Source organism: Curtobacterium sp. ME12 (genome assembly GCF_903970855.1).
Classification (GTDB): domain Bacteria; phylum Actinomycetota; class Actinomycetes; order Actinomycetales; family Microbacteriaceae; genus Curtobacterium; species Curtobacterium poinsettiae_A.
Genome location: NZ_CAJCKD010000050.1, coordinates 1 through 16,351, shown reverse-complemented (window position 1 = coordinate 16,351; position 16,351 = coordinate 1). Strand labels below are relative to the sequence as shown.

Sequence of the window (16,351 nt, the reverse complement as noted above, 5' to 3'; positions counted from 1 at the left end):
GTGGACGATCTTCGCGAAGCGGGCAGCGGGTTGGCGGCTGTTGGCGGATTCGAGGAACGGGCAAGGGAACTCTCTCGTTTAGTGCGAGCAAGCTTCCTCACACGGGAGCCGGATTGTTCGTTCGTGGGCTGGTCGCAACGCGTCGCGCGCGTGGCGCCGAGCGGTCACGAACTGTCGGCTGCCGACGTACTGACCGACAGTCGGTGACCACTCGGCGAACCTGAGCGGGGAGTCGTGACCGCGCGCGCCGAGCGCCCCGGTGCGAGCCAACGTGGCGAGGAGAAGGGGCGAATGGGCCGGCCGTACGCCGGGTTCTGTCCCGCCGCTTGCACGGCGGTGACGGCCATCTCTCTCGGACCGACGTTGCCGTCGGCCTCCAGCGGTCTACCCGAGGACTCGGCGAGCAGCCTCAACGTCCTCTGTCTGACCTTGCTCCGGGCGAGGTTTACCGAGCGGATCCGGTCACCCGGACCCCTGGTGGTCTCTTACACCACCGTTTCACCCTTACCGACGTTGCCGCCGGCGGTCTGCTTTCTGTGGCACTGTCTCGCGGATTGCTCCGGGTGGGTGTTACCCACCGCCCTGCTCTGTGGAGCCCGGACGTTCCTCGGCGCTCCCGGGGGAGCGACGCGACCGTCTCACCGACCCATTCGCTGGAGCGAGTCTACCCGGCTCCGCGGTGCCCGCTGCGAGGGGAGCCCCACGCCAGGCGTACCCGATGAGAACGGGCGTCCCTGGTCAGGAGTTCCGACCAGGGACGCCCGCTTCGACCAGGTACGCCCGACCAGCGCTAGACGCTGCGCGCTGCCAGGGTCGCGGCGCCGATGATGCCGGCGTTGTTGCGGAGCGTCGCGGGGATGATGTCGGCCTGCAGGTCGAGCAGCGGGAGGAACTCCTCGTACTGCTTCGAGACCCCGCCGCCGACGACGAAGAGCTCGGGGGAGAGCAGCGCCTCGAGCGTCGAGTAGTACTTCTGCAGGCGCTTCGCCCAGTGCTTCCACGACAGGTCGTCGCGCTCCTTGGCGGCGAACGAGGCGCGCGACTCGGCGTCGTGCCCCTCGATCTCCAGGTGCCCGAGCTCCGAGTTGACGATGAGCACACCGTCGTTGATGAGCGCGGTGCCGATGCCGGTGCCGAGCGTCGTCACGATGACCAGGCCGTCCTTGCCCTTGGCCGCACCGAACTGCTGCTCGGCGAACCCGGCGGCGTCGGCGTCGTTGACGAAGTGGATGGAGCGGCCGAGTTCCTTCTCGAACAGCGCCTCGGCCTCGAAGCCGATCCACTTCTTCGACACGTTCGCGGCGGACATCGTCTTGCCGTCCCGCACGATCGCCGGGAAGCAGACCCCGACGGGGACGTCGTCACCGGGCGCGAGCTCACCGATGATCTCCTTGACCACCGCCGTGATGTCCTGGGGCTTCCCGCCCTCGGGCGTGGCCTTCTTGATGCGGTCCGTGGTGAGGGCGCCGGACGCGACGTCGACGATCGCGCCCTTGATGCCCGTACCACCGATGTCGACGCCGACTGCGAGGGAGGTCATGAAGTTGTCGTGCCTTTCGGTTGCCTGCCGGAGGTGTCCGGTCAGGAGACGGTGAGGAGTTCCGCGCCGCGTTCGGTGACGACGAGGGTGTGCTCGAACTGCGCGGTCCACGACTTGTCACGGGTCGAGACCGTCCAGTCGTCGGACCAGATGTCGGCGTCGATGCCGCCGAGCGTGAGCATGGGTTCGATGGTGAACACCATGCCGGGTTCGATCACCGTGTCGTACTGCGGTGCGTCGTAGTGGGGGATGATCAGGCCGGAGTGGAACGCCCGACCGACGCCGTGTCCGGTGTAGTCGCGGACGACGCCGTAGCCGAAGCGCTTCGCGTACGCCTCGATGGCGCGACCGATCACGTTGACCTGCCGCCCCGGTGCGACGGCCTTGATGCCGCGGCGCAGTGCCTCTTCGGTGCGGGTGACCAGGTCCGACACCTCGGGCGCGGCGTGTCCGACGACGAAGGTGCGGTTCGTGTCGCCGTGCATGCCGTCCTTGTAGGCGGTGATGTCGATGTTGACGAGGTCGCCCTCCTGCAGGACGGTGTCGTCGGGGATGCCGTGGCAGATGACCTCGTTCAGGCTCGAGCACAGCGACTTCGGGTAGCCGCGGTAGCCGAGGGTGGAGGGGTAGGCGCCGTGCGCGACGACGAACTCGTGCCCGATCCGGTCCAGTTCGTCGGTGGTCACACCCGGGCGGATGGCCTCGCCGACGGCGTCGATGGCCTGCGACGCGATGCGTCCGGCGACCCGGATGCGCTCGACCTCGTCCGGTGTGTAGGTGTCACCGAGACCGTGCTCGTGGGGCTCGACCTTCCCGACGTACTCCGGACGCTCGATGTCCTTCGGGACGGCGCGGTGCGGGGAGATGCGGCCGGCGGTCAGGTGTCCGTGTTCGTCCCGGGGCATGCGGACCACTCTAGCCGCGGCGCGACGCGCCGAACGCAACCGCCCAACGGGGCGAGCCGAGCCTCGGACCGGCGGACAGGATCCAGTAGGCGCGACCCGGAAGACGTCCGGAGAGCCGAGGCTCGGCGCGGAGCCGCCCGGTTGCCGGTCCGTCGGGTCCGCGACGTGGGTACGGTGGGCGGCATGAGCGAAGAACGCATCGAGTCCCAGTGGTGGTTCAACGACAAGACCGGCCAGGTCGAGCAGGGCCCGCAGTCGCCGCAGCGCGACCGGATCGGCCCGTTCGCGACGCGCGAGGAGGCGCAGCACGCGCTCGACCGCATCGCCGCGAACAACGAGAAGTGGGACGCCGAGGACCGCTGAACACCGTGGCCGGCGCCCCGGTGACGGCGCGTCGCACGGCCCCGCGCACACCGCCGGACCACTAGCCTGGGACGAGGCCCGCCAGCGGCCACCCGATACACGGAAAGGTCGTGCATGGACAAGCAGACGGACTTCGTGCTCCGCACCATCGAGGAGCGCGGCATCAAGTTCATCCGACTCTGGTTCACGGACGTCATCGGGACGCTGAAGTCGGTGGCGATCGCCCCGGCCGAGGTCGAGGGCGCGTTCGCCGAGGGCATCGGGTTCGACGGCTCCGCGATCGAGGGCCTCACCCGTTCGTACGAGGCCGACGTCCTGGCGCACCCGGACCCCTCGACGTTCCAGATCCTGCCGTGGCGCGGCGAGATCGACCCCACCGCGCGGATGTTCTGCGACATCACGACGCCGGACGGGCAACCCGCCGTGGCGGACCCCCGCAACGTGCTGAAGCGCACCCTGGCGCGGGCGAGCGACCGTGGGTTCACGTTCTACACGCACCCCGAGATCGAGTTCTACCTGCTGAAGAGCCGCGAGTGGAAGGACGGCGGCCCGCAGCCCGTCGACCAGGCCGGCTACTTCGACAACGTCCCCGGCGGCAGCGCGCACGACTTCCGCCGCCGGTCGGTCCGGATGCTCGAGGACCTCGGCATCTCGGTCGAGTTCTCGCACCACGAGGCCGGCCCCGGGCAGAACGAGATCGACCTCCGCTACGCCGACGCGTTGACGATGGCGGACAACATCATGACCTTCCGCACCGTCGTGAAGGAGGTGGCGATCGAGCAGGGCGTCTACGCGACCTTCATGCCGAAGCCGATCTCGGGCCAGCCCGGTTCCGGCATGCACACCCACGTCTCGCTGTTCGAGGGCGACCAGAACGCCTTCTACGAGGCCGGTGGCCAGTACCAGCTGTCGCAGACGGCCAAGCACTTCATCGCCGGCGTACTCAAGCACGCGCCGGAGATCACCGCGGTGACGAACCAGTTCGTCAACTCGTACAAGCGGCTCTGGGGCGGCGACGAGGCCCCGTCCTTCGTCACCTGGGGCCACAACAACCGCTCGGCACTGGTGCGCGTGCCGCTCTACAAGCCGAACAAGGGCCAGTCCTCACGGATCGAGTACCGCGGGATCGACTCGGCAGCGAACCCCTACCTGGCGTACTCGCTGCTGCTCGCCGCCGGCCTCAAGGGCATCGAGGAAGAGTACGAACTCCCCGCTGAGGCCGAGGACAACGTGTGGAGCCTCAGCGACTCGGAGCGCCGCGCCCTGGGCTACAGCCAGCTGCCCGCGAGCCTCGACCACGCCCTGAGCCTCATGGAGGACTCGGAGCTGGTGGCCGAGACCCTCGGCGAGCAGGTGTTCAACTTCGTGCTGCTCAACAAGCGGCAGGAGTGGAAGCGCTACCGCGACCAGGTCACCCCGTTCGAGCTCGACACCAACCTCGGCGCGCTCTAGAACCGAGCGCCCTGACCCCTCGGGAGCACGTTCCACATGACCGGTCGGACGACGACGTCACGTTCGGAGCTGGCCCGTCTGGGGTTCGCGGAGCTGTCGGAGAGCCTCGAGCGGGCTGCCGACCTGGAGGCCCGGTTCGGCCCCGACCTGCCGCTGCCGGTCGCCGGGTCTGCCGCGCTCTGGGGCGGCACCGCTGATCCGGACGGTGCCCTGCGGATGCTGGAGCGGCTGCTCGAGCGCGCGCCGGACGAGCTCCGCCCCGTCCTGACGGACGACGCAGCGACCGAGCGTCTGATCCGCCTGCTCGGTGCCTCGATCGGCCTCGGGGAGTTCCTGCACCGTCGTCCGGCCGAGCTGGCACTGCTGCTCGACCCGGTCGGCGAACCGTGGTCGCAGGAGCGGTACACGGCGTCGCTGACCGAGGCGGTCGACGGCGCCACGGGTGAGGACGCCCGGATGCGCCTGCGTGTGCGCTACCGCCGGCACCTGGCCCAGATCGCCCTGTTCGACGTGCTGCACCCCGTGCCGACGGACGCGTTCCCGGCGGTCGCGGCCGGCCTCGCCGACCTTGCCGGAGCCACCCTCGACGCCGCGGTCGACATCGCCCGGCGCGAGGTCCCGTTCCCCGCGGCCGACGTCGCGGCGACCCCCCTCGCGGTGATCGCCATGGGCAAGGCCGGCGCACGCGAACTCAACTACGTCAGCGACGTCGACGTCATCTTCGTCACCGAGCCCACCGACGACGTCCCCACCGACCGGGCGGTGCTCGTCTCCACCCGCATCGCGATCGCCGCGATGCACGCGATCACCGACCTCGCCGCCGAACCGGCGCTGTGGGAGGTCGACGCGAACCTCCGGCCCGAGGGCAAGGACGGCGCACTCGTCCGCACGCTCGACTCGCACGTGGCGTACTACGAGCGCTGGGCGAAGGGGTGGGAGTTCCAGGCGCTGCTCAAGGCCCGCCCGATCGCGGGGTCCGCCGACCTCGGCGCCCGGTACGCCGAGGCCGTCGCGTCCTTCGTGTGGACCTCCGCCACCCGGCCGGGGTTCGTCGAGTCGGTGCAGCGCATGCGCGAGCGGGTGACCGAGCACATCCCCGACGCCGACGTCGACCGGCAGCTCAAGCTCGGCCCCGGTGGCCTGCGGGACGTCGAGTTCACCGTGCAGCTCCTGCAGCTCGTGCACGGCCGTGACGACCCGTCCGTCCGGGTGCGGTCGACGCTCAAAGCCATGGACGCCCTGACCGACGCCGGGTACGTCGGGCGCGCCGAAGCCGCTCGGTTCGGGCCGGACTACGCCCTGCTCCGGGTGCTCGAGCACCGCATCCAGCTCCGGCGCCTGCAGCGGACGCACCTGATGCCCTCCGACGAAGAGGAGTTGCGGGTGCTCGCCCGGTCGAGCGGTGTCGCGGCGTCCGCCCCGGCGCTCGAGGCCCGTTGGCGTGCCGTGAAGCTCGAGGTCCGCGGGCTGCACGAGCGCCTGTTCTACCGGCCGCTGCTGTCGGCCGTGGCCTCCACCGAGGACGAGATCGTCCTGACCAACGACCAGGTCGTCGACCGGCTCGCCGGTGTCGGGTTCGTCGACCCCGCCGGTGCCGTCGGCCACATCCGCGCCCTGACGCAGGGCACGAGCCGGCGCGCGGCGATCCAGCGGAACCTGCTCCCCGTGCTCCTGCGCTGGATGGCCGAGGGGCCGGCGCCCGACCGTGCGCTGCTGGCCTTCCGCCGGCTGAGCGACAGGCTGGGGGAGTCGAGCTGGTTCCTCCGCATGCTGCGCGACTCGTCCGGCGCCGCGCACTCGCTCACCACGGTGCTGTCCGAGTCGGCGTTCCTGTCCGGGCTGCTCGAGCGGTTCCCCGAGGCGGTGGCCTGGCTCGACGAACCCGAGGCGCTCCTGCGTCCGCGGCCGATCAACGCCCTGCTCGCCGAGATGACCGCGACCACCGCCCGGCACGGCGACGACGTCGACGGCTCCGCGGCGCTGCTCCGGTCGGCTCGACGTCGGGAGACGCTGCGGCTCGGCATGGCCGCCGTGCTGGGCTCGCTCGACGTCGACGGTCTGGGCCCGGCCCTGAGCGATGTCACCGAGGCCACCCTCGCCGGCGCCCTCGCGCTCGCCCGCCGTGACGCCCCCGAGGGCTTCGAGTTCGGGATCATCGCGATGGGCCGGTACGGCGGGCGGGAGCTCGGCTTCGGCTCGGACGCCGACGTGCTGTACGTCTACCGCGCATCCGAACTGGCCCCCGAGGTCGCGTCCCGGACCGCCCAGACCATCGTGCGTGAGCTCAACCGCCTGACCGAGGACACCATCCACCCGCTCGACCTCGACATCGACCTGCGCCCCGAGGGCAAGAACGGTCCCGTCGTGCGGACGCTCGAGTCCTACGGCGCCTACTACGCCCGCTGGTCGCTCACGTGGGAGGCGCAGGCGCTCCTCCGCGCCCGCGGGGCCGTCGGCGACGCGCAGCTCCTCCGTGACTTCGAGCACCTCGCCGACCGCACCCGGTACCCGGAGCGGATCGACGACCACCAGGTGCGCGAGGTCCGTCGCATCAAGGCCCGCGTGGAGTCGGAGCGGCTGCCCCGCGGTGCCGATCCGGCACGACACCTCAAGCTCGGCCGGGGATCGCTCAGCGACGTCGAGTGGTTCGTCCAGCTCCTGCAGCTGCAGCACGCGCTCGAGATCCCGTCGCTCCGGACCACCTCGACGCTCGAGGCGCTCGACGCCGCGGTCGACGCCGGACTCGTCGGCGCCGAGGACGGCGAGCGGCTCGGGGCCGCCTGGCGCTTCGCGTCGCGCACCCGCAGCGCCCTCGTGCTGTGGTCGGGGAAGACCACCGACGTCCTGCCCGTCGACCGCGTCCAGCTCGAGGGCGTCGCCCGTCTGATGGAGTACCCGCCGGGTTCTGCGAGCCACCTCGAGGACGACTACCTCGGCGTCACGCGGCGCGCCCGACAGGTGTTCGAGCGCGAGTTCTACGGCGCCTGACCCGCCCGCGACGCCGCGTCCGACCCGCCGGCGACGCCGCGTCCGACCCGCCGCGGACGCAGCGCCCGACCGCCGCCGACGCAGCGCCGAGCGTCCCGCGACACGCCCGAGCGTCCGCGGACGGACCCGACCTGAGCAGCCGTCGAAGGTTAATTCTCCGTGTCGCACGACGTCCCCCGACGACACCCTCTTCGTACCCCTGTTTGAAACGGAGCCCGGCTCGTTACCGTGCCGTGACCGAACTCCCACCGGACCGCCAGGGGGCCGTTTCCGACGTCGCCCGACACGCCGTGCGACCCGGCGCTGACCGGGGATTTCTGTCGGAGCCGACCCGTGCCTCCGGGCCGCACCTGTCGCCCATCCGACGGAGCAGGCGTCGAGGTGTGGTCCGCAGGAGTGCTGTCAGCACCACGGGGGACCGCTCCGACCGGTCGAGCGGGGGACCGGTGTGTACCCCGTAACGCGCCCGTAACGCCCCCGGACGGGGGCCGCGTTGCGCGCGCGTTCAGGTTCTGCATCAATTGCATCACCCGAACCGGCCCTGATTCCCCGATGAAGCGGAATCTCCACCTCGAACGTTGAAGCAGGGATCAGTGTTCACCTTCATTCTGCAGATCAGGCAGATGGTCGAAGGGCACCCCGAGTTCTACCTGTTCGCCGTGTACTCCGCGGTGATCTGGTTGCTCTGGTTGCTCAAGGTCGTCATCTCCGCCCGCTACCGCCCCTTCACCGGCACCTTCGTCGGTACCACCAGCGTCGTCGTCCCCGTCGTGGACGAACCGCTCGACCTCTTCCGCGACGTCATCGGACGCATGGTCGAGCAGCAGCCCGGCGAGATCATCGTCGTCATCAACGGTGCTCGCAACGAGGCGCTCGAGGAGGTCTGCGACGAGTTCGCCCCGCTCGTCCGCTGGACCCACACGCCCATCCCGGGCAAGCGCAACGCCGTCAAGGTCGGCACCGAGATGTCCAACGGTGACATCACCGTGCTGGTCGACTCGGACACCGTCTGGACCCCCGGCGCGCTCGAGGAACTCCTCAAGCCGTTCGCCGACGAGTCCGTCGGTGGCGTCACGACCCGGCAGCGCATCCTCGAACCGGAGCGCAGCTGGATCACCCGCTGGGCCGACTGGCTCGAGAACTCGCGAGCGCTCTACTCGATGCCGGCACAGAGTGTCCTCGGGCAGATCGGCTGCCTGCCCGGGCGAACCATCGCGTTCCGCCGGAGCATCCTCATGCGGGTGATGGACCGGTTCATGCACGAGAAGTTCATGGGCGTGTTCCTCGAGGTCTCGGACGACCGGACGTTGACGAACCTCACGCTCAAGGAGGGGTACCGGACGGTCTACCAGTACACGTCGCTGGTCTACACGGATGCCCCGCTGCAGGTGAAGAAGCTGTTCAAGCAGCAGCTCCGCTGGGCCCGCGGCTCGCAGTACAACACGCTGCGGATGCTGCCGTGGATGCTCGGCCACGCCCCGGTCCTGGCGGCGTTCTTCATCACCGACATCATCCTGCCGTTCATGCTCTTCGGCGTGATCGCAGGCTGGATCTACCGTGCCTTCACCGGCCAGGGCGAGAACCTGTACCAGGGCATCTTGTCGCAGTACGGCTTCTCGACCGGGTTCGTCTACGTCGCGGCGCTCATGGTGATCTCGAGCGTGCTGAGCATGGCGATCCGCCAGATGCGGCACCTGTCCGAGAAGCCGAGCGACTTCTTCCGCCTGCCGATGTTCATCATCGTGTCGACGTTCTTCCTGATGCCGATCCGGCTCATCGGCTTCTTCCGCCTGGCGCACGCGTCCGGCTGGGGGACCCGAGCCGGCGCCTACGCCGGTGGTCCGATGCAGGAGGACCCGGCGGACGCCGTCCAGCCGCTGTCCGCCACGGCGCAGATCCCGGTCAGCCCGATCGACGCCGAACGCGCCCGCACGAACGGTGCGGACGCAGGTTCGGCGGGCTCGGGGTCAGGTCTGCCCGCTCCGCTCGAGACCGTCGACCAGGTGGCCGTCGACCGTGCGTTCGACGAGCTCTTCGGCGCCGACGCGGCGACCAACTCCACCACCACCGTGCTCGCCACCCGCCGCGAGGCCGCTGCCGCGGTTGCGCAGCAGGAGGCCCAGCGAGCAGCCGCGCCGGCCTCCGCCCGAGCCCGCCGGTACAACCCGTACGCAGCGATCCCGTACGTGATCGGCATCGCGATCTTCGCCCTGGAGGCGTTCCTCATTGTCTGACATCATCCGTTCCTCGAGTGCTTGGTGGGCGCAGTCCAGCAAGCACGCCCGCCGGACGGCCATCGGCACGACGGCCATCGTGCTGGCGCTCGGCCTCATCACCTGGTCGGTGTGGATCTCGCCCACCGGCCCCGTCTCGACCGCCGTGCACCAGGCACTCGGCGTCGAGGCGCCGAAGGCCAAGAAGGTGTCCGCCGCCGAGCTGCAGACGCAGCTCGACGCCGCCCAGGAGCGCATCTGGTCGCTCGAGGGCAAGCTCGACTCCCGCACCGCCCAGGCCGGGTCGCGCGGCGACCAGATCTCGGAACTCAAGGCGCAGATCGCGTCGCTGCAGTCCCAGCTCGGTGCCGCGAAGGGCTCGGGAGGCTCGTCCGACGTCAACGCCGCGGGTTCCGGCAGCGGTGGCTCGGGTTCCGGCGGGCCCGGTGCCGCGTCGGGAGGTGGGTCCGGTTCGGGTTCGGGCTCGTCCGACAACGGGTCCGGCAGCGGCTCGGGTTCCGGCAACGGATCCGGGTCTGGTTCGGGCAACGGTGGCGGCTCGAAGCCGAACCCCGGTCCCTCGACCGACCCGGGTACCACCCCGGTCGTCACGCCGACCAAGGCCGAGATCCTCGGTCAGCAGTCTCGCTGGTACGGCCTGTACACCGCGCAGTCCCCGTTCAACTGGGCCGAGTACGACGAGGTCTCCCGTCAGGTCGGCACCGCGTCGAACATGACCGGCTTCTTCCAGGGCTTCGACCAGGAGTTCAACGCCAGCGCGGTGCAGCGCTCCTGGGCCAACGGTCGCGTCCCGCTCATGACGTGGGAGACGGTGCCGGCGCAGACCGGCAACGACCAGAAGTACGTCGCCGGGTACACCAACGAGGACATCTCCGGCGGGTCGTTCGACGCCTACCTGACCAAGTACGCGAAGGCGCTGGCGGCCAACGGGCAGCCGATGGTCATCCGTCTCGACCACGAGATGAACGGCTCCTGGTACAACTGGTCCGAGGGCGACGCCCAGAAGAACCCGGCCGGCTCCTACAAGAAGATGTGGCAGCACGTGCACGACGTCTTCCAGGCGAACGGTGCGAACAAGTACGTCATCTGGGACTGGTCCCCGAGCCGCATCGACAAGCTCGGCAACCCGAAGTACCAGACGCTCGACTACATGCAGCAGTACTACCCGGGTGCGGACTACGTGGACTGGGTCGGCATGAGCGGCTACTACCGCGACGCCACCGAGCAGCCGACGTTCGCCACGACCTTCGGAGCGACGCTCGCGCAGCTCCGGCAGATCGCGCCGGGCAAGGGCATCATGCTCAACGAGATCGGGGCGACCGAGACCGGCACGAGTGTCGCGAACCCGCAGAAGACGCAGTGGATCAACTCGCTCTTCGATGCCCTGGCGGACCCCGCCAACAAGGACATCGTCGGCTTCGCGTACTTCAGCGAGACGGCCACCACCATCATCGACGGCAAGCGCACCACGAACGACTGGCGTCTCAACTCCCGCGCCGATTCCCTGAAGGCCTTCGCCGAGGGCATCAAGCGCAACGACATCGACTACGACCTGCAGGAGGTCACGCAATGAGCGAGTCCAAGAAGTCGACCGCATCGGCCGACACCCGCCCCGCACCCGTCATCAGCGTCATCGGCACCGGCTACCTCGGCGCCACCCACGCGGCCGCCATGGCCGAGATGGGCTTCGAGACCATCGGTGTCGACATCGACCCGTCGAAGCTCGCCGCGCTGTCCGCCGGTGAGGTCCCGTTCTTCGAGCCCGGGCTGCCGGAGCTCATCACGAAGCACGTCGCCAGCGGCAAGCTCCGCTTCACCGCCGACATCGCCTCGGCCGTCGCCGCTGCGGACGTCCACTTCGTCTGCGTCGGCACCCCGCAGAAGGCCGGGTCGCACGCCGCGAACCTGGCCTACGTCGAGAGCGCCACGCGCGGCGTCGCCGAGAACCTCACCCACCCGGGCCTCATCGTCGGCAAGTCGACGGTCCCGGTCGGGACGGCATCGCGACTCCGCGGCATCGTCCGCGAGTTCACCCCCGCCGGCATCGACGCGGAACTCATCTGGAACCCCGAGTTCCTGCGTGAGGGCAAGGCCGTCGAGGACACCCTGCACCCCGACCGTCTGGTCTGGGGCGGAGCCTCCGAAGCCGCCGACGCCGTGATCCGCGAGGTCTACGCCGCGCCCATCGGCGAGGGCACCCCGGTCATCACCACCGACCTCGCCACCGCGGAGCTCGTCAAGGTGAGCGCCAACGCGTTCCTCGCCACGAAGATCTCGTTCATCAACGCGATCTCCGAGATGTGCGCGATCACGGGAGCGGACGTGTCCACGCTCGCCGACGCCCTCGGCCACGACGCCCGTATCGGCCGGAAGTTCCTGAACGCCGGCCTCGGCTTCGGTGGCGGTTGCCTACCGAAGGACATCCGGGCCCTCATGTACCGCGCGAACGAGATCGGTGCGGGCCAGGTCGTCGGCCTCATGCAGCAGGTCGACGAGATCAACATGGGGCAGCGCCAGCGGGTCATCGACATGGCGATCGACTCGGCCGGGGGATCGGTGCTCAACCGTCGCGTGGCCGTCATCGGCGCCGCGTTCAAGCCCCTGACCGACGACGTCCGGGACTCCCCGGCGCTCAACGTCGCCGCTGCGCTGCACCTCCGCGGCGCCCAGGTGACGCTCTGGGACCCCGAGGCGATGGAGCCCGCGAAGCGCTCGTTCCCGACGCTGAGCTACGCCGCCTCGATGACGGACGCGATCGAGGGCGCCGACGTCGTCCTCGTGCTCACCGAGTGGGACGACATCATCACCGCCGACCCGGTCGCCCTCGGTGACCTCGTCGGGCGCCGCGTCGTCATCGACGCGCGCAACTGCCTCCCGGTCTCCGACTGGGTGAAAGCGGGGTGGACCGTCCGTTCCCTGGGACGTCCCACGCCGGTCACGGGTGCACCCGTGAGCGTCGCAGCGGGGACGAACGACGCGTTGGCCACGAGCCGCTAGTCACCGTTCGCGAGACGGGGTCCGTGCCGGGCGGCGCGGGCCCCGTTCCCGTGCGCCCGGAGAGCGCCTCGTCGATCCGGGCGCACCTGGTGGGATCGGGCGTACCTGGTCGGAAGTTCTGACCAGGTACGCCCGATCCCGCTTTCCAGTCCAGCTGCGATGGGAAGGAACGCGCGTCGCGACCGCCTGGAGGCCCGACGCCCGCCCGCCGGACCGGCACCGGGCCTCCAGGCGGTCGCGTCCGCACCCCGCGCGCACGGTGGCAGCGTCCCCTCGCGAACGCGACAGGATCCCGCGGAACGTTCGCGACGTTCTGTCGCTCTCGCGAGTGCGAGCGCCGAGGCCGTCAGCGCGCTGTCGCTCCGGCCACACGCACGAAGGGCCCCGCACCTGACGGTGCGGGGCCCTTCGTGTGGTTGTCAGCGAGACTCAGACGCCGAAGTATAGCTCGTACTCGAACGGGTGCGGGCGCTGGGCCAGCGGGAGGATCTCGTTCTCGCGCTTGTAGTCGATCCAGGTCTGGATGAGGTCCTCGGTGAAGACGTTGCCCTTCGTGAGGAACTCGTGGTCCGCCTCGAGCGCGTCGAGCGCCTCGTCGAGCGAGCCGGGGACCTGGGGGATGCCCTTGGCCTCCTCCGGGGGGAGCTCGTAGAGGTCCTTGTCGACCGGCTCGTGCGGCTCGATGCGGTTCTGGATGCCGTCGAGGCCCGCCATCAGCTGCGCGGCGAAGGCGAGGTACGGGTTTCCGGAGGCGTCGGGCGCGCGGAACTCGATGCGCTTGGCCTTCGGGTTGGTGCCCGTGATCGGGATGCGGATCGCCGCCGAGCGGTTGCCGGCCGAGTAGACCAGGTTGACCGGGGCCTCGAAACCCTTGACCAGACGGTGGTACGAGTTGATCGACGGGTTGGTGAAGGCGAGCAGCGCCGGGGCGTGCTTCAGGATGCCGCCGATGTACCAGCGGGCGAGGTCCGACAGACCGCCGTAGCCGTTCTCGTCGTAGAAGAGCGGCTTGCCGTCGGACCAGAGCGACTGGTGGGTGTGCATGCCCGAGCCGTTGTCGCCGAAGAGCGGCTTCGGCATGAACGTGGCGACCTTACCCCACTGGTCGGCCGTGTTCTTGACGATGTACTTGAACTTCAGGATGTCGTCCGCGGCGTGGACCATCGTGTCGAACTTGTAGTTGATCTCCTGCTGGCCGCCGGTGCCCACCTCGTGGTGCGAGCGCTCGAGCTCGAAGCCGGCGTCGATCAGCTTGAGGGTGATGTCGTCGCGCAGGTCGGCGGTCTTGTCGACCGGCGACACGGGGAAGTAGCCGCCCTTGTACGGGGTCTTGTTGGCGAGGTTGCCGCCCTCTTCGTCACGACCGGTGTTCCAGGCGCCCTCTTCGGAGTCGACGGCGTAGAAGGACTCGTTCTGCGTGACCGAGTAGCGGACGTCGTCGAAGATGTAGAACTCGGCCTCGGGGGCGAAGAACGCGGTGTCCGCGATGCCCGTCGACGCGAGGTACTTCTCGGCCTTCTTCGCGACCTGGCGCGGGTCGCGGCCGTAGATCTCACCGTTCCGCGGGTTGTAGATGTCGAAGATCATGATGAGCGTGCGCTCGGCGCGGAACTGGTCGACGTACGCCGTGGTGACATCGGGGATCAGCTGCATGTCGGACTCGTGGATCGACGCGAACCCACGGATCGAGGAGCCGTCGAACAGCTGGCCGACCGAGAAGAAGTCCTCGTCGACGGTGGATGCCGGGATGTTGAAGTGCTGCTGCACACCGGGCAGGTCCGTGAAGCGGATGTCGAGGAACTTGACGTCGGTGTCCTTGATGAAGGCCAGGACCTCGGAGGAATCGCTGAACATGGGGCCGATCTCCAATGGGTTGGGTGATGTCGGAGGCACCGGTCAAGGCACCTCCGACGAGGCTATTGACACGGGGTTTCCCGGACATGACTGGATTGTTTCGGGCGTGTTACGCCCGGACCGTCGCCTACGCTGGGGACCATGGCCCGCAGCACTCCCAGTCCGTCCGCGCCCTCCGAGCACCCGGACGGATGGCCGGGGAAGGACCTCGGGCTGCCCGAGTCCGGGCCCCGGAGTGTCGGGCGGATCGGCCGACGGGTCGTCGCGCTGCTGATCGACGGTGCGCTGGCCGACCTGGTCGCCTACGTCACCGGTGTGTGGTCGCCGGTGAACGGTTCGGGCGACATCGCGCACTCCTGGGTGCAGATCGCCATCTTCGCCGTGCTGCAGATCGTCTTCATCTGCCTGCTGTCCGGGTCGTTCGGGCACATCTGCGTCGGACTTCGGGTCGTGCCGATGCGCGGGGGCTACGTGGGGGTGTGGCGGCCGATCCTCCGGACGGTGCTGCTCTGCCTGGTGGTCCCGGCGCTCATCATCGACCGCGACAGCCGGGGCGCGCACGACCGCATCGCCGGGACGGTGCTCGTCCGGCGCTGATCGGGGCTGGCCGGGGTGCGGCGAGCGGGCCGTGCCTGTCGTCCGCGCCGTCGCACCGTGCGAGGTTGCTCATCCGGTGCGAGCATGCCCGCCCGGTGCGCCGTCGGAGTCCCGCACTGAGCCGACAATCTCGCACGGTTCTCCGAAGGTCGCACGGTGCAGGCTTCGCGAACACCGACGCCCCGCGGTCACTCCACGCTCAGACACTCCACGCTCAGACGACGACGCCCCCGACCAGATCTGGTCGGGGGCGTCCTGGTGTACGGAGGGCTCGGGTCAGCGCGGCCGTCCGGCGCGGGCCCGCATCGGGTCCATGCCCTTCGGGATCGAGGCCGCAGGGCTCTGGGTCAGCGAGTCGAGACGGTTCGCGACCGCCAGCACCTCGTTGCGGTTGAGCGACTTCTTGAGCTTGTTCATGGCACGGGGCAGCTTGTGCAGCGTCAGGCTCTCACCGGTGCCGTCACCCACGTGCAGCACGTGCACGGCGACGTTCGGGACGATGCGCTGGACCTTGCGGCGCTCCTCGTCGACCTGGCGGTTGAGGTTGCCGCGCTGGCCCTCGGTGATCAGGACCACTCCGGGGCGACCCACGGCGCGGTAGACCGCTGCCTGCGAGCGACCGTGCACCGCGACGGGCATCTCGCTCGAGCGCCACTGGCGACGGAGCGAGTTCGACAGCACGGCACCGACCGCGCCGGGCTGGCCTTCGATCTGGGAGTACGCGGCACGCTCTGCCAGACGGCCGAGCACGATGAGGAACAGCAGCACACCGAGCAGCACACCGGCGACGATCCACAGGACGATCGCGAGCCAGTTCTGCCCCGGCAGGAGCAGCGCCAGCAGGACACCGAGGACGACCGGACCGACGAAGGCGAGGGCGAACCACCAGACCGACGACGGATCGGCCTTCCGGGTCATCTGGAAGACCTGGAACATCTGCTTGAGACGCCCCGGCTCCTTCGCCTTCTTGTCTGTGGAAGAGCTGCGTGCCATGCGAACAGGATACGGCCTCCGTGCGCCAGGGGAGACCGTCGCGTGTCCGGCTGTGCGCGAACACGTCTTGTCCACAGGTGGTGCAGGAGAGCCTGGAGGCCCACCGCGCCACGGCCACGCTGGTCACCATGGAGACGAGCACCGACCACCACCCGGATCGCTGGATCGCGACCGGCAACGAGCACGACGAGCACGAGGTGCTCACCTGGGTCGCCGACCGCTCCGCGGCCGCCGAGCGGCACCTCGTCCCGGTGGCCGCGGTCGGTCGGACCGCGACGGGGCGTCTCGTCGTCGACCTCGACCGGCCGACCGGTACGTCGCTCGTGCCGGCGCTCGACCGGCTCGGCACCCCGACCACCGGGGCCGCGGTGACCCTGACGGTCCCGCTCCTCGAGCTCCTGGTGGCGGTGCACGACGGCGCGGTCCTG

13 protein-coding genes and 1 other RNA gene are annotated in these 16,351 nt (G+C 69.7%); 9 read left to right on the top strand and 5 right to left on the bottom strand.

The window, feature by feature from the left end; all coding sequences use genetic code 11:
- The coding region (locus tag H7A73_RS17975; RefSeq protein ID WP_220456641.1) for a hypothetical protein at positions 1 to 207 on the top strand (207 nt) is incomplete at its 5' end.
- Between the two features lie 81 nt (positions 208 to 288).
- On the opposite strand, the gene rnpB is transcribed toward H7A73_RS17975, so the two are convergent.
- From rnpB to map, 3 genes are all read right to left on the bottom strand, one after another.
- Positions 289 to 649, bottom strand: an RNA gene (gene rnpB / locus H7A73_RS16925) — RNase P RNA component class A.
- A gap of 141 nt (positions 650 to 790) precedes the next feature.
- Entirely contained in the window at positions 791 to 1,540 is a 750-nt protein-coding gene (gene ppgK / locus H7A73_RS16920) for a polyphosphate--glucose phosphotransferase (RefSeq protein WP_027465446.1), read from the bottom strand.
- A gap of 41 nt (positions 1,541 to 1,581) precedes the next feature.
- A complete protein-coding gene (gene map, locus H7A73_RS16915; protein ID WP_182067036.1) occupies positions 1,582 to 2,445 on the bottom strand; it encodes a type I methionyl aminopeptidase in 864 nt (287 codons plus the stop codon).
- 183 nt (positions 2,446 to 2,628) lie between these two features.
- Here map and H7A73_RS16910 point away from each other — a divergent pair, with 183 nt between their 5' ends.
- The 6 genes from H7A73_RS16910 to H7A73_RS16885 all read left to right on the top strand — a co-directional run bounded on the left by H7A73_RS16910 (position 2,629) and on the right by H7A73_RS16885 (position 12,479).
- Entirely contained in the window at positions 2,629 to 2,808 is a 180-nt protein-coding gene (locus H7A73_RS16910) for an SPOR domain-containing protein (protein WP_111023013.1), read from the top strand.
- Between the two features lie 114 nt (positions 2,809 to 2,922).
- Positions 2,923 to 4,260, top strand: coding sequence for a type I glutamate--ammonia ligase (gene glnA / locus H7A73_RS16905; RefSeq protein WP_027465449.1), 1,338 nt, complete (start codon positions 2,923 to 2,925; stop codon positions 4,258 to 4,260).
- A gap of 36 nt (positions 4,261 to 4,296) precedes the next feature.
- Complete coding sequence (locus H7A73_RS16900; RefSeq protein WP_182067034.1) at positions 4,297 to 7,248, top strand: bifunctional [glutamine synthetase] adenylyltransferase/[glutamine synthetase]-adenylyl-L-tyrosine phosphorylase; 2,952 nt, start codon at positions 4,297 to 4,299, stop codon at positions 7,246 to 7,248.
- 593 nt (positions 7,249 to 7,841) lie between these two features.
- The gene (locus H7A73_RS16895; RefSeq protein ID WP_182067033.1) at positions 7,842 to 9,482 is read left to right on the top strand and encodes a glycosyltransferase family 2 protein; all 1,641 of its coding nucleotides are present in this window, start codon (positions 7,842 to 7,844) and stop codon (positions 9,480 to 9,482) included.
- Complete coding sequence (locus H7A73_RS16890) at positions 9,475 to 11,055, top strand: glycosyl hydrolase (RefSeq protein WP_182067031.1); 1,581 nt, start codon at positions 9,475 to 9,477, stop codon at positions 11,053 to 11,055. The genes H7A73_RS16895 and H7A73_RS16890 overlap by 8 nt, the downstream gene beginning before the upstream one ends.
- Entirely contained in the window at positions 11,052 to 12,479 is a 1,428-nt protein-coding gene (locus H7A73_RS16885; RefSeq protein ID WP_182067029.1) for a UDP-glucose dehydrogenase family protein, read from the top strand. The genes H7A73_RS16890 and H7A73_RS16885 overlap by 4 nt, the downstream gene beginning before the upstream one ends.
- A gap of 429 nt (positions 12,480 to 12,908) precedes the next feature.
- On the opposite strand, the gene glnA (H7A73_RS16880) is transcribed toward H7A73_RS16885, so the two are convergent.
- Positions 12,909 to 14,333 carry a type I glutamate--ammonia ligase gene (glnA, locus tag H7A73_RS16880; RefSeq protein WP_017886082.1) on the bottom strand — a complete coding sequence of 475 codons (1,425 nt, stop codon included), beginning with the start codon at positions 14,331 to 14,333 and terminating at the stop codon, positions 12,909 to 12,911.
- A gap of 141 nt (positions 14,334 to 14,474) precedes the next feature.
- Between glnA (H7A73_RS16880) and H7A73_RS16875 the strand changes: the two genes are divergently transcribed.
- The gene (locus H7A73_RS16875) at positions 14,475 to 14,930 is read left to right on the top strand and encodes an RDD family protein (protein ID WP_071244549.1); all 456 of its coding nucleotides are present in this window, start codon (positions 14,475 to 14,477) and stop codon (positions 14,928 to 14,930) included.
- A 276-nt stretch (positions 14,931 to 15,206) separates the two neighbouring features.
- On the opposite strand, the gene H7A73_RS16870 is transcribed toward H7A73_RS16875, so the two are convergent.
- Positions 15,207 to 15,923, bottom strand: a complete 717-nt coding sequence (locus H7A73_RS16870; protein ID WP_027465455.1) for a DUF4191 domain-containing protein — start codon at positions 15,921 to 15,923, stop codon at positions 15,207 to 15,209.
- Between the two features lie 128 nt (positions 15,924 to 16,051).
- On the opposite strand from H7A73_RS16870, the gene H7A73_RS16865 reads away from it, so the two are divergent.
- The coding region (locus tag H7A73_RS16865; RefSeq protein ID WP_182067027.1) for a hypothetical protein at positions 16,052 to 16,351 on the top strand (300 nt) is incomplete at its 3' end.